Below are 24,521 nucleotides of genomic sequence, written 5' to 3' on the forward strand. Positions count from 1 at the left end.
GACCAAAGCGAAAGTCCACCATATGAATCCACGTCTGTCTTTGCGATCCCGATATCCGATCACACGCTTCCAGAATCATGGGAAGCGTGGACCCCATGTCCTCGTTGCTGCGTTCGCACTTTCTGCCCTCGTGCTCAGCGGCTGTTCGAGCAGCGCCACCGGTACCGCCGGCGGTACCGGACCTGCTGATCCGAACGCCGAACTGAAGGTCGCGACTTCACACGTCCCAGCTTCGCTCGACCCGTGTGCGGGAAACATCGGATACGACATCGACTACCTACAGTTGATGTATGCACCACTGATCGATGCTGAACCTGCCACCCAGAAACTGCGGCCCGGAATCGCCAGCGAGTGGGGTTTCTCCGGACCGGACAACCTCACGTTCGAGATGACGTTGCAGAACGGCTTGACCTTCCACGACGGAACAACTCTCGATGCAGCAGCAGTCAAGGCAAGCATGGAACACTGCTTGAGTCTCGGAATCGTTTCCGTCCCGACGATCAAGAGCGTCGAAGCAACGTCCCCGGATCAGATAAAGATCTCGTTGAGCGCACCTACCTCCGGCTTACCAGGGTGGCTCAACGGCAGACTGGGAATGATTGTCTCCCCCACTGCACTGACAGCGGCCGGGACGGACTTCGCCAACAAGCCTGTAGGCGCCGGGCCGTACACGTTCACCAGCGCAGTCCCGAACAGTTCGTACACATTCAGTCGATTCGACGACTACAAACCGGCAGGTCCTCCCAACCCCCAGCTCGCCAAGATCCAGATCCAGGTGATCTCCAACCCCACAGCGCTGACAAATGCCCTTACATCGAACGCCGCGGATTTTGCATACGGGCTCACACCGTCGAGTGCTCCGATCCTCGAACGGAATCCCAACCTGAACGTCAGTCACGACCCGAGACTCGGAGTTGCGCTCGTAGTGATCAACAACAAGAACCCCGTGGTTAACGACGTCCGGGTTCGTCTGGCGATGCAGTATGCGCTCGACCGCAAAGCAATTGCGCGAGCTGCACTGGACAGCGCGGAAGGTACTGCGGCCTTCGGTCAATATCCTCCCGGTTCGCAGTTCTACGACGAGGAAACCGAAGATGCATGGCCGTACGACCCGGAGAAGGCCAAATCGCTGCTAGCGGAGGCTGGGTATCCGAACGGGGTCACCGTGCGCGGATTAGCAGGCAATCTACCGCCGTACTCGACCAACGCGGTCCTTGTCGGAGAACAGTGGGAGAAGGTCGGCATCAAGGTCGACTTCGTCGAAATGAGTGGACCTCAGGCGATTACGGAGTTCGTCGCACACAACAGCGCGGACGTCTTCAGCGTGGGATGGCCCACGCGAGCATCCGCACCGCTCAATTTCGAAGCCTCGCTGGGTTCGCGGTCGTACTTCCGGCAGAATTCCGTTCCCAACGAGGAGTTGGAGAAGTTGATCGCACTGTTGAACAACACGTATGACGAAAGCGCTCAGCTCGACATCGTCAAACAGATCAATCAAGTCGTGATCAAGTCCGCTGAGTACGTACCGTTGTACTTCACTCCCGACGTGGTCGCTTACACGAAGAACGTCCACGGGGCCGTTCCCGCACTGAACGGCTCCCCCAATCTGACGTACCTCTCGAAGTCATGACGACGACCGTTGTATCGCAAGAGAATTCGTTGGCCCCCGAGCCTGAGAGCGTTCCGACCCGAAACCCTCACCGATCGCCGGTGAATCCTTACATACGGATGATCGGCGTCCGGTTCGCACAGATAATTCCTACCGCGATTATCGCTAGTTTCATAACCTTTGCCCTTATCCGGATAATCCCCGGTGGACCAGCCGAGGCACTTCTCGGTCCGAACGGCAGCGATGAAGCGATCGCGGCACTCAACGAGCGCCTCGGATTGAATCAACCTCTGCTGGTCCAGTACTGGAACTGGGTGGTGTCGGCTCTGCACGGAGATCTGGGAACGTCGCTACAGAACAGCGCCCCCGTCGGCCCACAGATCCTTGCGCGCCTGCCGGCGAGCGCCGAGCTCGTTGTACTCGCACTGTTACTGTCCGCCGTCGTCGCCATACCGCTCGGTGTGTGGACCGCGACGCGGCAGGGACGACGCAGCGATGGTCTGACTCGCACGGTTTCGGGGATCGGACTCGCGGTACCGGACTTCTTCCTCGCTATCGTGCTGGTCGATGTCTTCGCCCTCGGTTTGGGAGTTCTACCGGTGCTCGGCTGGGTTCCTCTCGAGAACAGTGTGATCGACAACCTGAGCCATTTGGTCCTACCAGCAACGGCGCTCGCTGCCGGCGCAGCATCGATTGCGGTTCGGCAGACCAGGGCTGCGATGATCGAGACACTGTCAAGTGACTACGTACGAACTGCGCGTGCGATGGGCATCGACGAGCGGAAGATCGTGTGGCGCTACGCGCTACGAAACATCGTTCCCACGATTGTCACTGTCTATGGATTGCTCGCCGTGGCGATGCTGGGTGCGACGGTCATTCTCGAGCAGATCTTCGTGCTGCCGGGCCTCGGGAGCGCTCTCGTCATTGCGATCGACACGCGAGATTATCCGATGCTTCAAGGCATTGTGTTGCTGTTCGTCGTGATCGTGCTTCTCGTGAACATCCTGGTCGACGTCGCCAACAACATGATCAGCCCACAATTAAGGAAGGGAACGATCTCGTGAGCCAACTCGCGCTGACCACCGCAGGCGAGACCCGCTCCAAGTGGGCTCTCCCTCGACTGCACCCCGGATTATGGCTCAGCTACTGCTTTCTCGGAACGCTGATAGCGGCGTCCGTCTTGGCCTCGTTCGTGGCTCCGCACAGTCCGACCGATCAGAACCTGACCAACACGTTCGCCGGTCCGAGTGCACAGCACCTGCTTGGCACTGACGGCTTCGGTCGTGACGTGCTCAGTCGATTGATCTGGGGAGGACGCTCCGCCTTCTTCGGCGTCGCGATCGCTGTCGCCGTCAGTCTGCTGTTGGGAATTCCGTGGGGGTTGATCGCCGGATATTGGCCACGCTGGATCGGCGCGTCACTCCTCCGGGTGGCGGATGCATTGCTGGCATTCCCAGGTTTGGTTCTCGCAGTGGCTATTACCGGTGTTCTGGGGCCGAGCCTGATCACGTCGATGTCCGCGCTCGGAGTCGTCTATGCACCCACAATTGCAAGAATTCTGGCTGCCGGGGTCAGCGAAACGAGGAACCGAGACTTCGTTCTGAGCGCGCGACTCTCAGGATGCCCTCCGCACGTAGTGCTCCTGCGTCATCTTCTTCCGCACGCAATCGGGCCGGTTGTCGTTCAGGTGACCGTGCTCACCGGCCTGACTTTTCTCGCGCAGGCGGCACTCTCATTCCTGGGGTTGGGAATACAGCCCCCCACTCCGAGTTGGGGCGGTGACTTATCCGATGCGTACCTGCACATCTTGAGTGCACCACAACAGATTCTCCCCTCCGGCATTCTGATTTCATTGGTCGTCCTGGCCGTCTACCGAGTGGGTGATGCCGTCCGGGACCGCATGTATGTCAGAGGGAGATAGCTGGCGTAGAACAACCATCCGACTCGACTGTTCGAAGACCACACCACCAGCATGAAGGAATATCGATGACCTCGATCCCACCAGAAACCGCGCGCCGCGTCTTCCGTGGAGCCGAACCGATACACGGCATGATCTACTTCACCCCTTTCGGCGCGGAAGCATATGCCGCACTGGGCTTTACACACCCTCGAATGGGTTACTTCGCTTCGCGGTCTGCGCCCATGGGCGCAGTAGCGGCTGAAGTCACCATCGCTACGTTCTTCAACTTCAACCCAGCACTGGTATACGCGGTGCTGCCGGAAGCCTGGACAATCGCCACCCCCGAACAGATCCTCACCGCTCGACTCGACGCTGTCGACCGTTCGCTGCGCAAGGCCTGGGGAGAACATGTCGACGGCACCGAAGTTCGCGAAGCTGCCGAACTCGCACGTCGAGCCGCGGAACGCGCCTGCAACAGACCACAAGGGCGACCCCTGTTCGGTGGGCACGCATCATTGCCGTGGCCTGATGAGCCTCATCTCGTGTTGTGGCATGCCCAATCCTTGCTCCGGGAGTTTCGCGGAGATTCTCATGTCGCACTTCTTCACACCGAAGGACTCAACGGTGTCGAAGCGTTGGTAGTCCACGCCGCAACCGGTGATGTTCCTGCTGCTGCTCTGCAAATGAGCCGGGCATGGGACAACGATCAGTGGGCGGAAGGCGTCGCCAGTGTGCGGGCGCGTGGATGGCTCGAAGACGGTCCCGAGCTTCACCTGAACGAGGTGGGTCGTGATCGCCGGCAGAGGGTTGAGCATCAGACTGATGTGCTGGGGTCGTACCCGTACGAAGCGATCGGTGAAACCGGATGCAGTCGACTCCTCGAAATCTCGGAACGTCTCTCCGGTGAAGTGATCGATGCAGATCTCGGATTCCCGGCAGCTCTGGCAGCGCGTCGCCGATTGCGTGCGTGACAGCAAGAGGTGAGTGTCGAACGTGGCTGGTGGTGATACGACGAGGGCATCACCACCAGCCCGTTCACCGAACTTCGACTGAGCCCCGAACCTGCGCAGCGGGTCGTCATCCGAATGAGACTGCCGTTGTGCCGAATCCTCGCGCAGGATGGGTCAAGATGGCTTGATGTGGAAACAGGCACTCGGGTTTGCTTTGTTCGGTGCGACCGTTGCCATCGTCACGGCGGCGCTGACACAAGGATCGTCACAGGCGTCGGCCACGATCACCCTCTTTTCGGGTGGCACGACAATCTCGGGCTTCGCGGGTGAATCGCAATGGGCCTGGCCCATCGAGGCTGCGGTGATCGGCGCCGTTCTGGGCGCGCTGACCGGGCTCGTACTCCACCTCGCGGGTGTGCGAATCTCCGGAGGTCAGGACAATCGAATGCTTCGAACTGTGGTGGCAGGCCTCGTGGGAGTCACGCTTGGGTTGACGCCCCTGTTGGTCTTGATCAGCATGGCATTCACCAGGTCGGTTGACATCGGATGGTCCCCGCTCCTGGTTTATGCCGTCAGCGGTTTCCTGGCCTACGGTCTGGCGGTCGCCGCCGTGTTCGGAGTTCTTCGCGCTGCCGGGGATCGACTTACTACGCGTACGGCGCAGGCGGTGGCGGCGATGCTTCCGGTCGGGGCATTGGCGGCGACGACTGTAGGTGTCGGTACTGCGTGGAGGCTGGGCTTTTCCACCGCCGCTCCCACCTGGATCGCGGTCGTACTGCTGGTGGTTCTCGTATTGGCCATGACGTTCGTTGCGGCCCGGGCGTGGGCTCTACGGATTCAGCCTCGTGACTTACCAGAAGTCGCATAGGCAGTGGGACGATTGATTCGGACGGGTGCGTCGAGATGAGGGGCGAACGAATCTTCGCGGGACTCGTCGTCGGCCTCCTACTGGGGCTGTTCGGCTACCTGCCATTGGTACTCCTGTGGCAACACTTCGCGGATGTCCCGCAGCCGCAGCTGTATCCGAACCGTTCGTTCACGTCGTTCGGCCCTAACCCACCACCGCTCACCTACTGGATAAGTTGGGCGGCGCCTGCCGCCGTGTTCGTCTTGCTCGGACTTGTGACTATTCCCAGCCGCACCGGCCGGCAATTTGCATTGCCATTAGTGCTCGCGTTCCTGCCGGTCGCGGCAATGGTGGCGTCTGGATCTCGATGGAACTGTTCTTCAGCCCCGACTGATCACTCACTCGACCGCGGATCGAGAACTACACCGCGCGCACGCGCAATGGCGCCCTTGTTGCGCAATGCGATCCCCTGATGCACCGCGGCAAGTACCAATGCCAGCACTGCCGCAGGGAGGCTCCCCACCATCGAGAGCAGAGAAGGCATATCCGAGCTGAAAGCGGTAAAGAAACCCACTACTGCAGCGCAGAGCATTGTCGCCGAGACGATCCAGGAAACTAATGGTCGCGGGATCACAGCTGGAATGACGCACAGAGCCACCGGCAACGCCAGCACCAAGAAGAGCTCCCGCCCGAAATAGTCGTGAATCGAGCGGTAACAATCGGCAGAACTGAGCGGGCCGAGGCCTATTTCACAATCGGTGATCTCGTACAGCGGCCACTGTGCCGTCGCGGATCCTAGAATCCCGGTGGCAACCGCCAATACAACCCACGCGATCCGAATCCCCGTCATACGAAGAGATCATGCCAGTAGGGAAAATTGCGCTCCGAAGCAGAAAGTAATCAAATCTCGAAATGGACAAAACAACCTCCTTGCGTCGGAGCGGTTCTCGACAGGAGTGGCACAACATGTTCGGCGTGCGCAACTCGCAGGTTGGGTTTTGAGCCTGATCGGGACATTCCCCGTCGTTGACAACTATTGGGAGACAGCACCTCTTTTGAGTGCGGGTATCGCAGTCGCTGTACTCGGAATAGTTAACGGCCTGCCGAGTTTGACTGTCACCCTGATGCACAATCGACGGCCGCAACAGGCTTGAAGTTTTCGAACATGTTTTATGGAAGGGTGCTTGCATGGCAACACAACCGCATGGCCAGTCCATAAGCCCGGCGTGGAAAGTATTCACGGCCATCGGTTTTGCAGGTGTTGTGGGCGCTGCCGTGACGTACTTCCGAGACGGGTCCACTTTGGCGATCATTGGCGGGATGGTCATCCTCGCGATTGGCCTGCCGCTTACTGTCTGGTCCTTCCTGCGAATGCTGCGTGAGAATCGAGGACATCGCCTTCATTGGTGGAGAACACCGCCGGTCAATCCGAGGAACGTCGACCTGTCTCGTGCTGTCGGCATTCCGACTACAATTTTCGGTGCATTGATCATTTGGCTGAATACAGCAGGTTCGGCGCAGTGGTGGTTGGCAGCAATCTTTACCGCCATTCTGATCGCGCTCTTCGGAGCAACCGTTGCCGTCCACAATATTCGCCTCAGTCAGCGAAACTGAGCTAGCCTTCCGCGCATGCCGGTTTCTGCGGATGCTCGCGAGCGCCTTCGGTCTTACCTGGATCCAGATGACGAGATCCGGTACGTATTTCCAGCAGACGTTCTGATGAGCGCGAAACCGAGTGTGTTTGTCGTGGTGAGCCGAAAGGCGATCACCGTGTTGTCGACGAGCTTTCGGTCCAGAAAAGTGCCGAGGTCGATCCTCACCCAGTTTCCGAGAATGACCGTTCTCAGCCCGGTCGATACTGCATCCACACCGCACTTCACTGCGGCGGGCATTACGTACGAGATCGACGAAGAATATGTTGCAGTCGTGAATGCTGCCGACGCGGAGCTCACGTCACCGCAGGACTTCCCACGAGATCCGTTGCCGAACCTGTGAGGCACATACAAAAAAGGCAGTTTCTCATTTCTGAGAAACTGCCTTTTTGATCTAACTTCGGTCGGGCTGACAGGATTTGAACCTGCGACCACTTGACCCCCAGTTATGTAAGTAGGACTCACCTAGGTTTTTCTCGATTCGCTACCGTTTGCAGTAGCTAACGTCTGAACTGCATAAATGGTAGCAGAAACGAGAGGTCGACCTGTTCAACTTTGACTCCTAAGTGACCGCACTGCGGTCTCTCTGCGGTCCATCCGGCGAGACAACCACAAGCGCTAAAAGAAGGCCCCCACGCTGCTCGAGACAACAGTGTGGGGGCCTTCCACTCAGAACTGCATCCCTTGTTACTCCGTAATCGGTCCATGAATAAACGAGAGTGTTTGAGTTGTTTCATCTGAGTTCACCGGATGAGGCACAGGGTCCTCTCGGTGGGTTTTCCCTAGCGTGAGCCGGGGAAGTTTGGTTAGGCGGGCACGAGTCCGGCCTGCGCTTCATAGAAGGTGTTGACGGTCGGTCGGGCACCGTTCACCACCGAGTAGGCGACCCACCAGGTTTCGCGGTGCGCCTTGTTAGGGTCTGCACTCAGATGAGGGCGTCCGAATCGGTACGACCGTGGGTCAACAAGTTCACCAGCCGTAAGAATTTCGTGTCGCCGCAGGACGTCGACGTCCTCCCACAGTCCGAGCATCTCCTGCGCCAGCGCTTCCGCCGTCGTGTACGCCTCTGCGACCTCAGGGGTGCGTTCGGCGGGGTTGGGACCGTGCTGAACGATGACCGGTGCGATGTCGCGCAATTCGTCGACGATCCGTTCGCACCATGGCCGGAACAGTTCCGGAACGAGAACATCCCCAACGTCTCGCATCGCCGCTGTGGCTTGCTTGTTGTAGCGGAACCGAACTGCGTTGCTGAGCTGCTGCAGGTTCCTGTCCGTACCGACCGCGAGGGTCTGCAGGTGATTGACGACTTCTGCAGGGGCGAGAGACTGTTCGATCAGTCCGTCAGCGATCCTGCCGAGGATCGCCGCTTTGGCTTCGTCGTTGGGCGTGAACTCTCGGAGTGCCGCGAGGATCAGTTCCTGCGATTCCTGCAGGTCGAGCAGCTTCCGGTGCAACGCGACGACGCGCTTTCCCGGTTTGATCTTCACCCCGGCGAGCAGCCGTTCGACGATGGACAGTGCAGCGGAAAGGTCGTACACGTGATGCTGCGGAGGAGTAGCCATTTTGGTGCCTGCTTTCGCGGTAGACGGTGTGGGCCGGGCTGATGTTTGCGGTCAGCGACGCTCGAGGATTCGGTCGCGCATCGAGCCAGCAGTGAGGTCGGTGGGGGTACACGCGCACGCCAGGTCCACCAGCGCGATGTCGGTCAACTCCCGCGCACGTTGGGCGTCGACCTTTTTGCGGGTGCGATGCAGCGGACGGGTGTCGGCCTGCAGCTTCGTGAGGATCGGCCGGTAGCGGGCCATCGGCTGCAGTCGAGTCAGTCGTTCGTAGACGGGGCTGAGACCTTTTCGCGATCCTGCAAGGTACGCGAGGCAGCGCAGCAGGTGGTCGTCGGGAAGTTCCGGGACCGGCCTGGTGATGATCGCGGGAACCTTCGTCATTTTCGGACGTTGTTCCACGCGATCCTTAGCTTTGCTAACCATATTGATGAGACTAGTTGTCGGCAGCGGCGAAAGATAGACCGGTCAGCTAATTTGTGCCGAATTCGACTGCCGTTCGGTGACATTCACCGAACGGGATGACGGTGTCGGGATCGTGGAGCGGGCCATTGCCCGCAAACCTGCAGCTCGGAGGCTGTTTCCAGATGGAAACCTCCGGAAAGTTTCGCGCCGCTATGTGTCGATATTTGTCACGCTCGCGCGGAATCGGATCGAAGTGAAAGCCTGAACACCGAAGGTGCATAGTGTCTTTCGATACCTTAAGTCAGATGGTCGTCAACACAGCTGAACTCAGTAGCGGTCCGTTCGGCAAAGCGAATCCCCGACGTTCGACCGGAAGTTCAGGGCGATTGCGGCAGGACGGTCACCCGCTCCGCGCGCGTGTACATGTGCGCGCGAGCGGGCGAGTTTCCTAGCTAGCCGCGATCGTCGATAGTCGCGTCAGGGCTGGCAGAGCCTGTGCATCGAAAGGCCCTGTCCGCTGACCGAAATATGTCATCGTTCGTACGCAACTCGTGTAGAACGCGTATGCCGGTATCTGCACGTACTGCGCCATCTTGTCGAGGTCAACTGTTACCGAGTAGTCGCCTACGCCATCGCGATGCGAGCCGTTCGGCTCATACTGCGTATGCACCCCGCTGTTCAGGTTCGCGTGGATTGAAGCTGAGTAGATCCGATAAAGGAACTCTGCAGATAGCGGTATGTCTAGGTGGTCAACCAACTCGCGGAGCATTCGGGTATCAGTAGGAGCCAATTCGCCCACGAAATGACGCCCCTTCTTCGTCTTCTTTGGCGTCAAACCCGCTGACTGTGCTGCACGTCGAATGTCTTCGATCTCCTTCTCAATCTCCGCACGAAACACATCATCATTGTCTTCGTCCGCGTACATTCCGCGCTCTTGCAATGCACTCAGTTTCAGGTTCATGCTGCGCCGAATGCGCTCCGTCAGATCAATCTCAGGGTCGAGCATCCAGTACGTGGTTGCACTTGCGGTCAGCACGGGTCGACCTAGTGACACCGGGCTGTATGCCGTGCCATCGGCAGCGATAAGATGCGCGCAACCACGAAGGTGGTCTTCTGCGCGACCTAGAAATCCAATCGCTTGAGAGTGAAGATTTCGAAACGGCATTCGACTCCACTCACCCGCGAACCGCCGCTCAGCGTTGCGGTCGTCCCATGCTTGGCAACGGGACTTGTACGGTGGCCCAAGATCGCCCTGATGTTTGCGATATGCGTCGACAACCGTCAGCACCAATGTGCTCAGTTCTTCGAAGGTAGCGTTCACTGAGCGACCGTATTCTGAACAGCTCGAGATAACCACGTGATTATCCCCGTCGCCGCTTGCCTACGTCAGTGACGTTCGGCGGTTTGAACTGGACGTCGGGCAGGTCCAACAGGCGTTGATAATCCCAATGCTCGAGGGTGGCCGCGATCTTGTCGCCCACCGTGTCAATCTCATTCAGCACCCACTTCATTGCATCCCCGATCAGATGCTGAAGGTTCTCGAGGTCGGTGCCCCCGTTCTCCGTCTGGACGAACATTCCGAAGCACACTGCCTGCAGGATTTTCTTCTCACCGTCTTCAGGTCCGATCACGACCCCCGGCTTCGCCTGAGCGAAGGCGTTTTCGTCGTGGGCGATGTGCTTGTCCCGCAGGGCTTTGAAGTGCCGGAACACCGCGTCAGCTTCCGGTGCTGGGTAGATATCTTCCTTCAGCAGCCGGAACCGACCTGCGTGGGACGTCCCGAAGCATTTCGACCACGCCACGATCGCAGATCGCCACAACGCTTGCCTGATCACCGGCACTTGAATTTCGGGTAGTTGCAACGCTGTAGCGCATTGGTGAGCGAACTCGAGGTCTTGACGGTGAAGCAGAAGGTGACTGAGCCGTTTCGCATCTTCCCCCTCGATCTGGGCGAGCTTGACGGCTGTCGGGAACCCTTCGACTTGAATCCGTCCGTCCTCGAATCTCATGCCTTCCAACGTCATGGTGGTGAGCGTAAAGGGTCACCGATCAGCCCCGCCACGGAACGCGGCCTGTACGTGCTCCAGGACCGCGAATGTGGGCTTCCCGTCGACCAGTGCAGGGCGACGACTATTCGCGGCCAGAGCACTCCCTGGGGTGTTGCGATGACGCCATGCCGGGCACGTCGGGTCGTGGCTGACGGTGACGTGAACGAACCCGAGCGGGTCGACGGACGGCGGGCCGAACATTCCTGTGCAGTCGACACAACCGGCATGTCCACTGCGCGCGAAAACCTCGATGATCGGTTTGGTCGTTTTCATGGCTTCCTCTCCACATCCGCTCGGTGCGGATGAATGCTGTTGGCTGAAATATCAACGGGTGGGGTGTCTTTCGGTACCTCAACCCACTTGCTTGTCGACGTAGATCACTTCGGTACCGCGTTCTGAACCGGATCGAATCTGGGAAGTCCGACCTTGGGTTCTAAGCGGTCTCAGCTCTGTGGCGTTGCCGTCCTGCAGGGTCGGCTTAGCTGGTGCCCTCCAGGGCGTCTCCGACCGTGCGAGGCCCCTCTAATCAGGCCCCTCGAGTCGGGCGGTTCTGATGGTCGGCGTCGCTTTGGGCTTACCATCTGTCGGCATCGCCGTTAATTGCACGATCGCGCATAGTTGCAGCGAACTAACGTGCTGGTCAACACCGCATTTTCCACCGATGGCCGGGTGAAATTCGCCGGCCATTTTGGTGCCGCTGTACTGGGGTCTCGAGCCGGGACAGCGGCACATCCTGCCGTTGACTTGGCATGCCTAGCTGGGCGCCTTGCGCACCTCTTGCCCCCTCCGCCCTGCAATGGTGCCGCGAACTTGGATCAGCCCCGTATACGTAAGCGCTGAAAGCACGTTGTCGAAGTGCTCTTTGTCGGTTCCGTGGATGAGCTTCTTCACAGTCGATGTCCGTCGCCATTCGCCACCGTCTGTGTGCCTGAGGATCAACCTCGAGACGCGCGTATATGTTGCTTTGTCTTTCACAGTGAGTGCCTCTCTCTTCGTCACCCCTGCAGCGGTCGCTCGATGCGGCCATATGGACCCGCCCTATGGATGCCGTCCTAGGAACCCCCTCTTGCCCCCCCGAATAGGCCCCGTAGTTCAGGTTTTCCGGGCATCCCGTCCTCCCGTTCCATCCCTTAAGGGATGGAAACGTCGGAACGCTACGGAATTGGCGCTTCGTTCCAGACCGTTCCGGGAACGAATTTTCATATGTTGACCTGCTCGTATAGGTGAAGAATTTGGGGCCGCTCCGCACCGTTCCGGCCGTTCCGGGGAACGTTCCGTGAGGGGGTACCGTTCCGCGCCATTCCGGAACGGTTTTCCGGCGTTCCGGAACAGCACCGAATCGGCTCCTTCCGGCTCTCATTCGAGCGCTTTCGGCATCTCGTCGGGCACTGTTTTGGGACGCTCTTTCCGTAGCACTAGAGCCTGACGGACTTTCTCAGAGTTGACGTTCTGGCCGTGCGCCTTCAACAGTGCCTTCGCCTTCGCATTTGAAATGTCGTCAGGTGCATCCAACTCGTCGAGGGCGATATTCACCGCCTCGACTTCACTGCTGACAGCGTGTATCGGTCCCCATGCGATCGCCCCGGTCCCCGACTTCCCGGCGTTCAGTTCATGCCTCAGCGGACTGTCCACGCGACGGAGTTGGACTGATTCAGCGTGCTCACCAAGCCTGGACCGCTCGAGGTCCAACGTAAGGTTGTTGCGGTTACCTGCTTCGGCGGTCAACACCCAATGCGTGTCGATGTCGGACATCTTCTGCGAGCTACCTCGGGCACCCTGTTTAGGGTCCTTACCTGTGTGGTCGAGCCGGATGATCGTCGCGTCCGGATACGCTTTACGGATGGGCATGATCGTTAACCGGTAGAGGTCGGACCACGGTTTCGAGTCGTTCTCATCGCCATCCACTGTGCGACTGATGGTGTCGATGACGATGACATCCGGGTTGATGCCTTCGATCAATGCGTGCAGCTCCTGCGCACCTTCACGTGTGTTCAACGGGTGAAAATCCGGGTACGAAAGAATTTTCAGATGTTCGCTGATGTCCTTAGATGCGAAGCCCATCTTCGTCAGGGTGCTGTGCATCCAACGGTCCCCGTTCTCGAAGTCGAGGTACAGAATCGTCGGCGGTTCGAAGGTGATCATGGGATCGATCGCTGACCGTCCCATCGCCCAATGCCCGGCCATCCAGTACGTCAGGATCGATTTACCGGCCTTCGCTGCAGCCGTCAGTCCCACGTAGCTACCCCGCGCGATGATGCCCTCCTCGAGCCACACCAACGGCTCCGGTGGGTCGGACATCAGGACGTCGAGGTCAACGGTTGGGAAGCGCGCGAGCGCAGCGTCGATCAGTAGCTGTCTGGCTTCCATCTCCGCTGGCGCTGCGCTGCTGGTGGTCGCTAGTTCGCTCCCAGGACTGTCACCGACCCCGATCCCGGACATAACGGCATCTGTACCGACACCTAGCACCGACGCCTGCAGCGGTGGAAGGCTGGTCATTGGAAGTTCGGTGACGTAATGCTTGCGGACATACTTTTCGGTGTCGTAGCGCAGCATTTCAAGATGAGTGGCGTACTTCGCCTGAGCTTTCCCGAGTGCCCACTTCAGCTGATCGATGTATTCGCGTTCCGCGCCATCCTGATCTTTCGCGTTCCCGCCGCGCGTGTCGTCGGTGCGCAGTGCGACGAACGCGTCGCCTGCAGCGTCGATCGCGTCGGCAGCGTTGACGTACCCGAACAAAGCCATTTCGATCAGGCTGATCAAACCAGGTAGCCACGCGTTGTGCAGACCCTTAGTGTCGGACTGCTGCCGCATGAAACCGACGTGGTCGTCGATTATTTCCGGGTGCGACGCGTTGGTGCAGTTCTCACGAAAATAGGTGATCGAGTCGAGTGTCGCCTCGGATACCTCGATGACGGTGCCGTTCCACGCCACCTTGTCTATGCGGGATTCGAGCCACTGCGCCAGCTCTTCGGACATCTCGGGGATAGTGCCGACACGCTTCCAGCGGTAGGCGCGGCCGAGCGATGCCCAACGGTGCTTCGACGGGGCTGATACGGCGATCGCGTTGCCGTGCCTGATTTCACCGGCCGAGTCCATCCCGTCGATACCGGGAATAGCGGACGTGTGCCCGAAGTGGAACCCCTGGCGGGGCCGGAAGTAGTAGTGACCGCGTCGGTGGTCGATCGTCGACGACGACTGGAAGGGGGCGTCCTCAAGCTCGTCCCAGAACCGTTCGGGGATGTTCTGTGCGTTGTCCGCGTCGACGATCAGGATGTCGGGTCCGGCGTGGACGCCGAGACCGAGCGTGTCGAACGGAACCCACCTGTAAATATCTGTCTGCGTGACGACACCCTCGAGTGTCGTCGTGTCCGGTTCGGTGAACCACTTTTCGATGACCTCGGGATCGGTCGTCGATTTGTTCTGCCAACCCCGACCGAGCAGTCCGCCCGGATTCTTCGACGCGTCTTCGCCGGGCTTGTTGGCCGTCGGCTGACTCGTCAGCGGCAGAACTCGGAGACCAGCAGCGGCCAGAGCCTGCGCCGCCTCGAGCAATGTGAGGTCATCGGAAAGCAGAGTTTCGGGCAGTACGTACGTCGGTGCAGCAGCGCTGACCGATGCGGGGGCAGGTTGAGTCACGGTGCTCTCAGGGTCCTCAGCGCTGGCGGCGCTTCTGGGTGTCGCATGGTCGAGGGTGTTGCGGGCGTCGGTCATGCTGTCGCCTCGCCGTGCTCTGCCAGCCACGCTGTCTCGAGCTTCGCGACCTTTCTTTTGGCCGCATATTTGCGGTTCCGGCCGTCACGGCACATGATGCAGACGCGCCAGCCGTTAGGCGCGGTGTAGAGGTTGTCCCCGAATAAGGGGTGCCCACGGTCGCAGAAGATTTTCGCGGCGTTACGGGCTGATGGGCCGGAACCGAGCAGGATGTTCATACGACGGGTTATCTCGTCCAAATGGTCCGGGTTGACGCACAGCGGCGTACGGCACGTGTGGTCGATCTGATGTCCCGGCCGGATGGCACGGCCATGTTCGAGGGTCCAAGCGAGCTGGTGACCGTAAACAGTCCTGCCGTTGAGCGACAGCGTCGGGTAGCGCCCGTTGTGAGCGCCCTGCCACATGTGGCAGCCGGTGCCGTCGACCACTATCTTCGCCGTGAACCGGCGCTCGAGACGTTCCCGTTCGTCGGGGGTCATGGCGGTCACGATCGTTGCCATCCACGGCTGACTGCCATGCTGGTGAGGTTGCCTAGGCATGAAAAAGGCCCCTTTCAGGTAGTTGGTTGGCAGTCCCGAAGTCCGGGGTACCGGTCGTTCTGTCACCTGTGGGGGCTGGAGATTGGGTAGAGCGTTAAAGCACTCGCTGCAGATGTGGCAGCTATGTCCGTCGCTCTTGCGGAAAGAAACTCCGCAGGGCAAACCGGTTGAGGGCTTTGCCGAGCTGGTCGATCACTTCGGCTTCGGACAATTCGCGCGGATGGATCACGCCGACGACGCGGCTACCCCTGCTGTCGGTGGGCAAGGTCGTGACGAACACCCATCCGGGCATGAGGTCGAACACTCCGTCGAAGGGGAAAGCGAATGCGCCGTGCTCGTCCCGAATGCGCTTGGTGACTTCGTCCACCGCGAGCCCGATCCGGGTTGCGTTGGACCGGAACCGAAGCCTGTTGTCGAACGTTCCGAATCGCGGGTTGTGCAGAGCGATGAAGCAGTAGTTGGGCATCGGGTCCGGGGCGATCGGTGACGTAGCGGTGAACGTGGATGTGTTCGTCATGATTCGTGCCCTTTCTTGGCGGGGCCGATGTCGCGTCGGGTCATCGAGTACTCGAGTAGTGAGCCGAAGTGGTCGACATCTTTGCGACGTGGACGGAGCGAGCGCAGGACGCCAGCTAGGGCGCGTGACCTGGGCGTATCATGATGCATGTGAGTTTCCAATCTCTCTAGGCGGAGTGGGGCTTGCAGGGTGATCAACCCAACGGAATGCCGCGAGCTACGGTTCGCGGCATTTTGCTTATGTCAGTGCCCCCCGCGTAGCGATGCCTCGAAACGGGCGTTGTTGTATGCGCGCAGGTCACCCAACCTGTACGTAATGCGCCCGTTGCGTAGAAACGATGCTGGGCCTCGGCGGTTCCCATCCGTGCGATCTTGGCGGCATGTTGTTACCGCTTTGCCGATGAACACCGCCGTAGCGTGAAGTGTCACGAGAGCACTGTCCGGTGTCGACTCATCAATCTCAGCCGGATCAGTGATCAACCTCTGATAACTGCCCGGCAGCTGTGGCGAGGCTTGCACCATTTGTTCGACCCTTTCGTACGGTTTTTCGACCAGAATCCACTGATCGCTTGCCGTCAACAGACAAGCACAGGCGTCATGGTGCCACAACTCCCATAAGTACGAATTATGCTGTGCCACAAGCATTTAAGGTACGTCAGACATCCAGCAACGGGAGAACCTACACCCACCGTGAGCTGCATATCTGCTTATTTGTAACTACCGATTGGCCAAGTGGACATGCACCCAATATCAGTGGTGTGATCTATCCCACAATGCAGCTCAAGGTTAAGTGGTCACATGTTGATCAGACCGTTGCTAGGTTTCTCGGTATGACAGATTCTCCATCCACCCAGAGCACCCACCGACAGACCAAACGAAACAGACGCGCTGGTGTCATTGACCGCTGGCACACCCACGAAGATCTTGTCGACGAGAACCGTGAACCGATCCATACCGCTTGTAAGTGCAGGACAACGAAGAAACCAAGCGCGCGGCATGGCAAGGGCCTGCAGTATCAGGCGCGGTGGGTAGACGACAACGGCAAGGAACAGGGCAAATCGTTCCGAACCAAAGCAGAGGCAAAAGCCTGTGCAGACAGCGAGACAGCCAAGCTGGAAACAGGCCGATACGTCGACCCAGCCAAGAGGGGGACGACGGTCGCTGAGATAGCCGACTCGTGGGCGCACCGTGAGTTCAAAGCAGTCGGGACCCGCACGACCTACCTCACGTTGGTACGCGCCTATATCTTGCCGACATGGGGTTCGACGCCGATAGCGGAGGTGAAACACTCTGCCGTTGCGCGCTGGGTCACGACGCTCTCCGCTACCGGAAGCAAGACAGGATCAACTCTGGCACCTTCCACGGTGCGTCAAGCTCACAAGGTGTTCTCGCAGATTCTCGTCTCCGCAATGCGTGACGGATTCATTCATGCGAACCCCGCCGACCACGTCCCGCTCCCCCGACTGCCGCGCAAGACTCCTAAGTTCCTGACCCCCGTAGAGGTCGAGCGAGTCGCTTGCGCTGCAGACTATCGAGCGGCCACCAAACGGCCGGGTTCGCGTACCGACCTAAAGCCTGTTGCGGAGTTACCGACGGACGACGACGGTGTGCCGGTCATCCCCCCGTCACCGCCAACCACGAACGGGTTGATCGTGCGATTACTCGGCGCGACCGGTCTACGTGCTGGAGAACTGTTCGGATTGCGCGTCGGCGGCATCGACCTGGTGAATCGAAAACTTCACGTCGTGGAGGGCGTCGTCGAGGTCCACAAGCTCGGCTTGGTCGTCGGTGAAACCAAATCCCACCAGGAACGCTGGGTGCCGTTCCGCTCGTCGCTGGTGGAGCCTCTGCGGGTTCAGATCGCAGACAAAAAGCCAGATGAGTTCCTATTTCAGTCAGCAAAGGGTGATGCGGTGCGACTGCGGAACTGGTCCCGTCGCTACTTCTCCCCCGCTGCAGCCTTGGCGGGCGTATCCGACGACGTAACGGTCCACTGGCTACGGCATTCAGCGGCCACCCAAGCTCTCGCTGAGGGCATGAACCATGTCGATGTCCAGCTCATCCTCGGGCATGCAAGTCCAAGCATCACCATGGATGTCTACGCTCACGTCGACCCAACCAAGCTCAAAGCCATCGGTGATGACTGACTGCGGTCTATTGCGGTCCGGAAAAACTACTGCGGTCCGACTGCGGTCCAGACAGCAGTAGAGGCACTACCCAATGTTCTGGATAGTGCCTCTGATCTGCGTCGGGCTGACAGGATTTGAACCTGCGACCACTTGACCCCCAGTCAAGTGCGCTACCAAGCTGCGCCACAGCCCGTCCCACGCCCTTGTTTCGGGCGCTTGGAAAGATTACATCAGGGACGGGCCGAAGTACCAATCGGCTGGTCAGAGCCGTTTCAGTACCGAATTGGACGCAGAATCAGCGGCCCTTACGGTCACGCTTCTCGCGCACTCGGACGGATACGCGGATCGGGCTGCCGTCGAAGTTGAACTCTTCACGCAGACGCCGCTCGATGAAGCGGCGGTAGCCGGCCTCGAGGAAGCCCGTGGTGAAGAGAACGAATGTCGGCGGGCGCGTGCTTGCCTGAGTCGCGAACATGATGCGAGGCAGGCGACCACCACGCATCGGAGGCGGCGTGGCCGCCACAACTTCCTTGAGCCAGGTGTTCAGGCGACCCGTGGGGATGCGCTTGTCCCAGGACTCCAGAGCCGTGTCGAGAGCCGGCACGAGCTTCGCCACAGCGCGACCGGTGTGGGCGGAGATGTTGACTCGCTGAGCCCACGGAACGCGGACCAGATCACGGTCCACTTCCTTGTCCAGCATGAGTCGACGGTCCTCGTCCACGAGGTCCCACTTGTTGAATGCGATCACCAATGCACGACCCGTGTCGGCCACCATGCTCAGAACACGGAGGTCCTGCTCGGTGATCGGCTCGTGTGCGTCGATCAGCAGGATCGCGACCTCGGCGGCCTCGATCGCGCTCTTCGTACGCAGCGACGCATAGAACTCCGCACCGCTGGCATGGCTGACGCGCTTGCGCAGACCAGCCGTGTCGACGAAACGCCAAGGGCGCCCGCCGAGTTCGACGATGGAGTCGACCGGGTCGACGGTGGTGCCGGCAACATTGTGCACGACGGACCGCTCGTCACCGGACAGCTTGTTGAGCAAGCTGGACTTTCCGACGTTCGGCTTTCCGACGAGAGCAACACGACGCGGACCGCCGCCGGGAATACCTTCACGCGGGGTCTCCGGCAGCTTCTCCAGAACCTCGTCGAGCAAGTCGCCGGTACCGCGGCCGTGCGTCGCACTCACCGAGTACGGCTGACCAAGGCCCAAGGACCACAGCGCGGCAACCTCGGACTCGGTGCGTCCGTCGTCCACCTTGTTGGCAACGAGGATGACCGGAGTCTTCGAGCGGCGAAGCACTCGAGCGACAGCTTCGTCCGTCGTCGTAGCGCCGACAACGGCGTCGACGACCAGGAGAATGGCGTCAGCCGTTCCCATGGCCAATTCGGCCTGGCGGGCAACGGCCTGCTGAAGACCCTTTGCGTCGGGTTCCCATCCGCCGGTGTCCTGGACGAGGAAGCGTCGTCCGGCCCAGTTCGCCTCGTACGAGACGCGGTCACGGGTAACGCCGGGGATGTCCTCGACTACCGCTTCACGGCGGCCGATGATGCGGTTGACGAGCGTCGACTTGCCGACGTTCGGTCGACCGACAACAGCCAAGGTCGGGACGGCAATGTGCGCTTCGCCTTCGCCGTCCGCTTCGAGATCGGCGTAATCCCACTCCGATTCCTCGGACCAAGTTCCGTCACCGGCATATTCGGTTACCAGATCGTCGCTCACTGCACTGCTCCAGTTCTGTCGCTGACCACCAACAGCAACTTGGCGATCACATCTTCAATTCCCAATTCGCTCGTATCCACCAGGATGGAATCCTCGGCAGGGCGCAACGGCGACACTGCCCGAGTCGAATCGAGATGGTCACGGCGCTGCACATCAGCCAGCACCGCTTCGTAATTGTCTTCACGGCCTTGGCCGACGTTCTGCGTATTGCGCCGTGCTGCACGGGTTTCCGCCGATGCGGTCAAGAAGATCTTGACGTCTGCATCGGGGAGTACGACGGTTCCGATATCGCGACCTTCCACGACGATCCGCTCCGCTCCGGCCGCCAGCTCACGCTGAGTGGCGACCAGCAGGTCGCGAACCTCGGGTACGGCCGACACCGCGGAGACAGCTTTGGTGACCGCGTCGCCGCGGATCTCCTCGCTGACGTCCGCGCCGTCGAGGTGCACCTGCTCGCTGCTCGGATCGGTACCGATGGACCACGGCAATGCCGCAACGGCGGCGGTGATCGCGGCGGAATCCGCCAGATCAATTCCCTGACGAAGCACGTGCAGGGTCGCGATCCGGTAGATGGCTCCGGTGTCGAGGTAGCGAGCACCCAAACGCTGCGCCAACGCGCGAGAGACGCTGGACTTGCCGGTTCCGGACGGTCCGTCCATAGCGACTACCAGCGGCATGGACGAATCGGTCACAGGCCGACCGCCTCGTACAGTCCACCGACCTCGCTACGTCCGAGGACGCGCTGCGTTCCCGGACGCTGATCGCCGAGAGCGACAACTCCGACGTTGGTGCGAACCAGACGGACAACGGGGTGACCGACGGCATCGAGGAGGCGACGCACGATGTGCTTACGGCCCTCGTGCAGTACGAGCTTGACGAGCGTCTTGCCCTCGTTGATCTCGAGCACGGTGAACGCGTCCACCTTTGCCGGACCGTCATCGAGAGTGACACCGTCACGCAGCTGCTTGCCGGTGCTGCGCTCGACAACGCCGTGAACCGTGGCGAGGTACGTCTTCGGAACCTCGAACGACGGGTGCATCAGGCGGTGAGCCAAGTCGCCGTCGTTGGTGAAGAGGAGCAAGCCTTCGGTGTCGGCGTCGAGACGGCCGACGTGGAAGAGCCGCTGACCCGACTGAACGCGCTCGGAGACGATGTCACCGACGCACGGACGACCGAGATCGTCGGACATGGTGCACTGCCAGCCACGCGGCTTGTTCATCGCGAGGTAGACGAGGTCCTTCTGCACGACGACGCGGACGCCGTCGACACGAACCACTGCATTCTCGGGGTCGACACGCAGACCCTGTTCGACCACGATGCGGCCGTCGACCTCGACGCGCCCCTGGTCGATCAGTTCTTCAGCTGCACGGCGTGATGCGACGCCGGCCTGAGCAAGCACCTTCTGCAAGCGGACGCCGTCGCCCTTCGGCGGGCCGTCGTGCTTGGTGATCTCGGCATGCTGATGACGTGCCGGCTTGGCGTTGGAGACCAACGGGTTCTGAGAGACGACGCGCTGCGGCTTCTCGGTCTTCGGCTTGCCACGCTTGTTGGTCGCCGGCGGTGTCGGGGCTGCCGGGCGCTTGCGCGGAGGTCCGTCGAACTTGGATCCACGAGGTGCGTTCGACCATGCGCCGCCGCGAGGAGCGTCGGGGCGTGCGCCGCGCTGATCGTCACTACGACGGTCGGCGCCACCGCGCGGTGCCCGACGGGCGTCTACGTGGGGGGTACGGCGGTCATCGCTGCGGGGTCCGCGGCGGTCGTCAGTGCGCGGTCCGCGACGATCGTCGTTGTAGCCACCACGACGGTCGTCCGTACGTGCGGGGCGACGGTCGTCGCTGCGCGGCGGGCGACGGTCATCGCTGCGCGGCGGGCGACGGTCATCGCTGCGCGGCGGGCGACGGTCATCGCTGCGCGGCGGGCGACGGTCATCGCTGCGCGGCGGGCGACGGTCATCATTGAATCCACCGCGACGGTCGTCCGTGCGGGGACGGTCGGATCCGGCGTTGCTGTCGTATCCGGAGGTACTGCGGGAAGTGTTGCTGCGTCCACCACGGGGCGCTTCGCTACGTGCGCCGCGAGGGGCGTCGCTGCGACCACCACGGGGGGCATCGCTGCGTGCGCCGCGGTTGTCGCGGGAGTTGTTACGGTCCGGTGTGCCATCTCGGCGAGCGGGATTGTTCACTTTTTTCCTGTCAGTTTTCTACTGTTTCCCGAGCGTGGTCGGGTCTTTCTCGGTGCTGACGACGGCCGGAATTCCGGTCAGTCGTCGACTTCGGTGTCCACTACCTCAGTGGGCACGTCTGCCTTGTTCATTCTCGCAAATCGCGGATCGGATTCCAGGCTTTCGCTGATGTCGTCGATGAGATCGACATCAGGCAAGAGCGGGGCCAACTCCGGGAGCTCGCTGAGCGAGGCCAGCCCGAGCCGTTCGAGGAACAGTTCGGTCGTGGAGTACCGTGTCGCGTTGGTGTCCGGGTCAGGCCCGGCTTCCGCGATCAGTCCGCGGGCAAGGAGGGTGCGTACCACCCCGTCCACGTTGACGCCTCGTACCGCACTGATCCGCGCACGAGTCAACGGTTGACGGTATGCGACTACGGCCAAAGTTTCCAATGCCGCCCTGGTCAATTTGGTGCGTGCGCCGTCCAATAGCAGCTTTTCCACGTACGGGGCAAACTCTTGTCGCGTGTACAGACGCCATCCGTCGCCCGCGTAGCGAAGGTCCATTCCGCTGCCGCGAGCGGTCAATGCGGCCGACATCGACGTCAGGCGTTCTTCGACGCGCTCCGGCGCGGTTCCGGTGACAGATGCGAGTTGGTTCACTTCCGCCGGCGAATCCACGACAAGCAGAAGCGACTCCAGCACTGCGTCGAGTTGATCGTCGTCGAGGTCGAAATCGGGTGCAGACTCTTCGGACTCCGAGGCGGGGTCGGTAGGCTCGATAATCTCGTCTAGCTGCGAAGACTCTGATTCCGTCGGCTCGGCATTCATCCGTAGTCCTCCTCTGTGACCGGCGCGGCCGGGTCGTCTCCGGTCCAACTCACCATCAGCGGTCCGAGAGCCTCGGGTTGCTCGAATACGATGACCTGCCGGCGATACAGCTCGAGCAATGCGAGAAACCTTGCCACTATCTCGACGGTGATTTCGCACTCGGCAACGAGGTCCCCGAATGGTGTCCACTCCCCGATTCCTCGCTCGCGCAGCAACTCGAGAATTCGCTCGGCCTGTTCGGGTATCGAGATATTGGACACATGGAGGTGATCGAGGCCCACTGTCGGCACCGGACGCGGTGTGAACACCGTCGCCGCGATCTCCGCAAAACGCTGAGGGTCGACGCCCAACAACACCTCGGGCAGGAGTTCGGTGAACTGATCCTCGACGGCAACAGAGCGCGGATAGCGCCGCAGCGCTGCTTCCTCCAACTCACCGAACAGTGCCGCAACCTGTTTGTACGCCCGGTACTGCAGCAGTCTCGCGAAGAGAAGATCACGTGCTTCGAGAAGCGCCAGATCCTCCGCGTCCTCGACCTGCCCGGCGGGCAACAACCTGGCCGCTTTCAGATCCAGAAGCGTAGCTGCGACGACCAGGAATTCCGTCGTCTGATCAAGGCCCATCGCACTGCCGAGTTCCTTGGTGTACGCGATGAAATCGTCCGTGACGGTGTGAAGGGCGACTTCGGTGACGTCGAGCTGCCGTTGATTGATCAGGTTCAACAGCAGATCGAACGGGCCTTCGAAGTTCCGGAGAGTGACTCGGAAACCGGCAGCCTTGGCTGCGGTCTGAGCGTCGGTCGGGACGTTCGGATCGATCGAATCCGGCTCGACTTCGACCGGATCTTCTTGCGATGCAATCAGTTCCACTAACGACCAGACCGGTGAATGACCTCGCGGGCCAAGGCTCGATATGCCTCGGCGCCAGCCGATTTCGGCGCCCACGTCGTGATCGGCTCACCGGCAACGCTGGTTTCGGGGAATCGAACGGTGCGGTTGATCACCGTGTCGTAGACGACGTCGCCGAACACCTCGACCACTCGCGCCATCACCTCACGAGCGTGCAGGGTCCGGGCGTCGAACATCGTGACGACGATGCCGGCCAACTCGAGCTTCGGATTGAGACGGTCGTGCACCTTTTCGACGGTGTCGTTGAGAAGTGCCAGGCCGCGGAGGCTGAAGTACTCGCATTCCATCGGAATGATGACCGAATCGGCGCACGCCAGCGCATTCACCGTGAGCAGGCCAAGCGACGGCTGGCAGTCGATGAGCACGTAGTCGTACCGATCGAGAACCGGGTGTAGCACGCGCCCCAAAGTCTGCTCACGCCCGACCTCGGTGACCAATTGAATCTCGGCGGCCGAAAGGTCGATATTGCTGGGGAGCAGGTCCAGACCGTCCACCCGAGTGCGCATCAACACGTCGTCGATGGATACACGCGGTTCGACCAGGAGATTATGGACGGTCAGTTCCAGGTCGTGATGCTGAACGCCCAGACCAGCAGACAACGCTCCTTGGGGATCGAGATCCACCAAGAGCACTCGGCGACCGTATTCGGCCAACGACGCGCCCAGGTTGATGGTCGACGTCGTCTTGCCGACGCCGCCCTTCTGGTTGCACATCGCGATGATCATCGCGGGTCCGTGGTGCGCCAACGGTGTCGGTTGAGGTACCTCGCGGACCGGCCGGCCCGTCGGACCGAGTTCTTCCGTGGAAACAGCAGGGGTTTCCGCAGGTGGAGAGGCTACTGGCGTCGTATCTATTTCGAACATCGCCTCTGGTTCGGAGGGTACAGCTGGTGCTGATTCGTTCACGCGCTCGAAGAGTTGGGCATTGACATGCGGCGGCGCGGACTCCGCCGCTGGTGGCTGCGATGTCGACACGGTCCGATGCTCCCCTACTCTTTCGGCGGTTGCTCTCGGCGCCGGCAAACCTCCGAAACTGCG

At 60.6% G+C, this 24,521-nt stretch carries 23 protein-coding genes and 1 tRNA gene; 8 read left to right on the top strand and 16 right to left on the bottom strand.

Features of this window, described 5'->3' with window-relative positions:
• Positions 1-22: 22 nt before the first annotated feature.
• From FEZ59_RS16350 to FEZ59_RS16370, 5 genes are all read left to right on the top strand, one after another.
• Positions 23-1,630, top strand: coding sequence for an ABC transporter substrate-binding protein (locus FEZ59_RS16350; protein WP_020969701.1), 1,608 nt, complete (start codon positions 23-25; stop codon positions 1,628-1,630).
• Between the two features lie 80 nt (positions 1,631-1,710).
• Entirely contained in the window at positions 1,711-2,673 is a 963-nt protein-coding gene (locus FEZ59_RS16355) for an ABC transporter permease (protein WP_157920617.1), read from the top strand.
• Complete coding sequence (locus FEZ59_RS30420) at positions 2,670-3,530, top strand: ABC transporter permease (protein WP_020969703.1); 861 nt, start codon at positions 2,670-2,672, stop codon at positions 3,528-3,530. Before FEZ59_RS16355 ends, FEZ59_RS30420 begins: the two co-directional genes overlap by 4 nt.
• Positions 3,531-3,595: 65 nt before the next feature.
• Complete coding sequence (locus FEZ59_RS16365) at positions 3,596-4,480, top strand: hypothetical protein (protein ID WP_172932884.1); 885 nt, start codon at positions 3,596-3,598, stop codon at positions 4,478-4,480.
• 166 nt (positions 4,481-4,646) lie between these two features.
• Positions 4,647-5,327, top strand: coding sequence for a hypothetical protein (locus FEZ59_RS16370; protein WP_041686197.1), 681 nt, complete (start codon positions 4,647-4,649; stop codon positions 5,325-5,327).
• A gap of 373 nt (positions 5,328-5,700) precedes the next feature.
• Here the strand turns inward: FEZ59_RS16370 and FEZ59_RS16375 are convergent, their stop codons facing one another.
• Positions 5,701-6,156: a hypothetical protein gene (locus tag FEZ59_RS16375; protein ID WP_020969705.1), complete on the bottom strand. Its 456-nt coding sequence runs from the start codon at positions 6,154-6,156 to the stop codon at positions 5,701-5,703.
• Between the two features lie 338 nt (positions 6,157-6,494).
• Here FEZ59_RS16375 and FEZ59_RS16380 point away from each other — a divergent pair, with 338 nt between their 5' ends.
• The gene (locus FEZ59_RS16380; protein ID WP_172932885.1) at positions 6,495-6,920 is read left to right on the top strand and encodes a hypothetical protein; all 426 of its coding nucleotides are present in this window, start codon (positions 6,495-6,497) and stop codon (positions 6,918-6,920) included.
• Between the two features lie 219 nt (positions 6,921-7,139).
• Entirely contained in the window at positions 7,140-7,301 is a 162-nt protein-coding gene (locus FEZ59_RS29845; RefSeq protein ID WP_200865134.1) for a hypothetical protein, read from the top strand.
• A 463-nt stretch (positions 7,302-7,764) separates the two neighbouring features.
• On the opposite strand, the gene FEZ59_RS16390 is transcribed toward FEZ59_RS29845, so the two are convergent.
• From FEZ59_RS16390 to FEZ59_RS16425, 8 genes are all read right to left on the bottom strand, one after another.
• Positions 7,765-8,520 (bottom strand): hypothetical protein, encoded by a 756-nt coding sequence (locus FEZ59_RS16390; protein ID WP_029255434.1) that lies wholly within the window; start codon positions 8,518-8,520, stop codon positions 7,765-7,767.
• 51 nt (positions 8,521-8,571) lie between these two features.
• On the bottom strand, positions 8,572-8,901 hold the full coding sequence (locus FEZ59_RS16395; protein WP_029255435.1) for a hypothetical protein: 330 nt from the start codon (positions 8,899-8,901) through the stop codon (positions 8,572-8,574).
• Between the two features lie 469 nt (positions 8,902-9,370).
• The gene (locus FEZ59_RS16400) at positions 9,371-10,243 is read right to left on the bottom strand and encodes a hypothetical protein (protein WP_144440114.1); all 873 of its coding nucleotides are present in this window, start codon (positions 10,241-10,243) and stop codon (positions 9,371-9,373) included.
• A 40-nt stretch (positions 10,244-10,283) separates the two neighbouring features.
• Positions 10,284-10,946: a hypothetical protein gene (locus FEZ59_RS16405; protein ID WP_029255438.1), complete on the bottom strand. Its 663-nt coding sequence runs from the start codon at positions 10,944-10,946 to the stop codon at positions 10,284-10,286.
• Between the two features lie 18 nt (positions 10,947-10,964).
• A complete protein-coding gene (locus FEZ59_RS16410; RefSeq protein WP_029255439.1) occupies positions 10,965-11,243 on the bottom strand; it encodes a hypothetical protein in 279 nt (92 codons plus the stop codon).
• A 1,083-nt stretch (positions 11,244-12,326) separates the two neighbouring features.
• Positions 12,327-14,681 carry an AAA family ATPase gene (locus FEZ59_RS16415; protein WP_172932887.1) on the bottom strand — a complete coding sequence of 785 codons (2,355 nt, stop codon included), beginning with the start codon at positions 14,679-14,681 and terminating at the stop codon, positions 12,327-12,329.
• On the bottom strand, positions 14,678-15,220 hold the full coding sequence (locus FEZ59_RS16420; protein ID WP_051636477.1) for an HNH endonuclease signature motif containing protein: 543 nt from the start codon (positions 15,218-15,220) through the stop codon (positions 14,678-14,680). The genes FEZ59_RS16415 and FEZ59_RS16420 overlap by 4 nt, the downstream gene beginning before the upstream one ends.
• A 121-nt stretch (positions 15,221-15,341) precedes the next feature.
• Positions 15,342-15,737 carry a hypothetical protein gene (locus FEZ59_RS16425; RefSeq protein ID WP_029255442.1) on the bottom strand — a complete coding sequence of 132 codons (396 nt, stop codon included), beginning with the start codon at positions 15,735-15,737 and terminating at the stop codon, positions 15,342-15,344.
• Positions 15,738-16,566: 829 nt separating this feature from the next.
• On the opposite strand from FEZ59_RS16425, the gene FEZ59_RS16430 reads away from it, so the two are divergent.
• Positions 16,567-17,883, top strand: a complete 1,317-nt coding sequence (locus tag FEZ59_RS16430) for a tyrosine-type recombinase/integrase (protein ID WP_075833294.1) — start codon at positions 16,567-16,569, stop codon at positions 17,881-17,883.
• Between the two features lie 101 nt (positions 17,884-17,984).
• Here FEZ59_RS16430 and FEZ59_RS16435 read toward each other — a convergent pair.
• The 7 genes from FEZ59_RS16435 to FEZ59_RS16465 form a co-directional block, all read right to left on the bottom strand.
• Positions 17,985-18,058 (bottom strand) — tRNA-Pro (locus tag FEZ59_RS16435).
• Positions 18,059-18,160: 102 nt separating this feature from the next.
• On the bottom strand, positions 18,161-19,588 hold the full coding sequence (der, locus tag FEZ59_RS16440; protein ID WP_019748583.1) for a ribosome biogenesis GTPase Der: 1,428 nt from the start codon (positions 19,586-19,588) through the stop codon (positions 18,161-18,163).
• Entirely contained in the window at positions 19,585-20,265 is a 681-nt protein-coding gene (cmk, locus tag FEZ59_RS16445; protein WP_029255443.1) for a (d)CMP kinase, read from the bottom strand. Before cmk ends, der begins: the two co-directional genes overlap by 4 nt.
• An 11-nt stretch (positions 20,266-20,276) precedes the next feature.
• The gene (locus FEZ59_RS30425) at positions 20,277-21,770 is read right to left on the bottom strand and encodes a pseudouridine synthase (RefSeq protein WP_172932888.1); all 1,494 of its coding nucleotides are present in this window, start codon (positions 21,768-21,770) and stop codon (positions 20,277-20,279) included.
• Positions 21,771-21,847: 77 nt separating this feature from the next.
• Positions 21,848-22,576 carry an SMC-Scp complex subunit ScpB gene (scpB, locus tag FEZ59_RS16455; RefSeq protein WP_020907863.1) on the bottom strand — a complete coding sequence of 243 codons (729 nt, stop codon included), beginning with the start codon at positions 22,574-22,576 and terminating at the stop codon, positions 21,848-21,850.
• A complete protein-coding gene (locus tag FEZ59_RS16460; RefSeq protein ID WP_046379919.1) occupies positions 22,573-23,394 on the bottom strand; it encodes a segregation/condensation protein A in 822 nt (273 codons plus the stop codon). Before FEZ59_RS16460 ends, scpB begins: the two co-directional genes overlap by 4 nt.
• Before the next feature lie 50 nt (positions 23,395-23,444).
• On the bottom strand, positions 23,445-24,458 hold the full coding sequence (locus FEZ59_RS16465) for a ParA family protein (protein ID WP_020969711.1): 1,014 nt from the start codon (positions 24,456-24,458) through the stop codon (positions 23,445-23,447).
• Positions 24,459-24,521: the final 63 nt, after the last annotated feature.

The sequence above is a fragment of the Rhodococcus sp. MS13 genome, from assembly GCF_013277835.1.
In the GTDB taxonomy this organism is placed as follows: Bacteria; Actinomycetota; Actinomycetes; order Mycobacteriales; family Mycobacteriaceae; genus Rhodococcus_F; species Rhodococcus_F erythropolis.

Bases quoted from the DNA above. Each gene is read 5' to 3' on its own strand.
- FEZ59_RS16350 (WP_020969701.1), top strand. From the start codon at position 23: ATGAATCCACGTCTGTCTTTGCGATCCCGATATCCGATCACACGCTTC.
- FEZ59_RS16365 (WP_172932884.1), top strand. From the start codon at position 3,596: ATGACCTCGATCCCACCAGAAACCGCGCGCCGCGTCTTCCGTGGAGCC.
- FEZ59_RS16370 (WP_041686197.1), top strand. From the start codon at position 4,647: ATGTGGAAACAGGCACTCGGGTTTGCTTTGTTCGGTGCGACCGTTGCC.
- FEZ59_RS16375 (WP_020969705.1), bottom strand. From the start codon at position 6,156: ATGACGGGGATTCGGATCGCGTGGGTTGTATTGGCGGTTGCCACCGGG.
- FEZ59_RS16380 (WP_172932885.1), top strand. From the start codon at position 6,495: ATGGCAACACAACCGCATGGCCAGTCCATAAGCCCGGCGTGGAAAGTA.
- FEZ59_RS29845 (WP_200865134.1), top strand. From the start codon at position 7,140: ATGACCGTTCTCAGCCCGGTCGATACTGCATCCACACCGCACTTCACT.
- FEZ59_RS16390 (WP_029255434.1), bottom strand. From the start codon at position 8,520: ATGGCTACTCCTCCGCAGCATCACGTGTACGACCTTTCCGCTGCACTG.
- FEZ59_RS16395 (WP_029255435.1), bottom strand. From the start codon at position 8,901: ATGACGAAGGTTCCCGCGATCATCACCAGGCCGGTCCCGGAACTTCCC.
- FEZ59_RS16405 (WP_029255438.1), bottom strand. From the start codon at position 10,946: ATGACGTTGGAAGGCATGAGATTCGAGGACGGACGGATTCAAGTCGAA.
- FEZ59_RS16410 (WP_029255439.1), bottom strand. From the start codon at position 11,243: ATGAAAACGACCAAACCGATCATCGAGGTTTTCGCGCGCAGTGGACAT.
- FEZ59_RS16415 (WP_172932887.1), bottom strand. From the start codon at position 14,681: ATGACCGACGCCCGCAACACCCTCGACCATGCGACACCCAGAAGCGCC.
- FEZ59_RS16420 (WP_051636477.1), bottom strand. From the start codon at position 15,220: ATGCCTAGGCAACCTCACCAGCATGGCAGTCAGCCGTGGATGGCAACG.
- FEZ59_RS16425 (WP_029255442.1), bottom strand. From the start codon at position 15,737: ATGACGAACACATCCACGTTCACCGCTACGTCACCGATCGCCCCGGAC.
- FEZ59_RS16430 (WP_075833294.1), top strand. From the start codon at position 16,567: ATGACAGATTCTCCATCCACCCAGAGCACCCACCGACAGACCAAACGA.
- cmk (WP_029255443.1), bottom strand. From the start codon at position 20,265: ATGCCGCTGGTAGTCGCTATGGACGGACCGTCCGGAACCGGCAAGTCC.
- scpB (WP_020907863.1), bottom strand. From the start codon at position 22,576: ATGAATGCCGAGCCGACGGAATCAGAGTCTTCGCAGCTAGACGAGATT.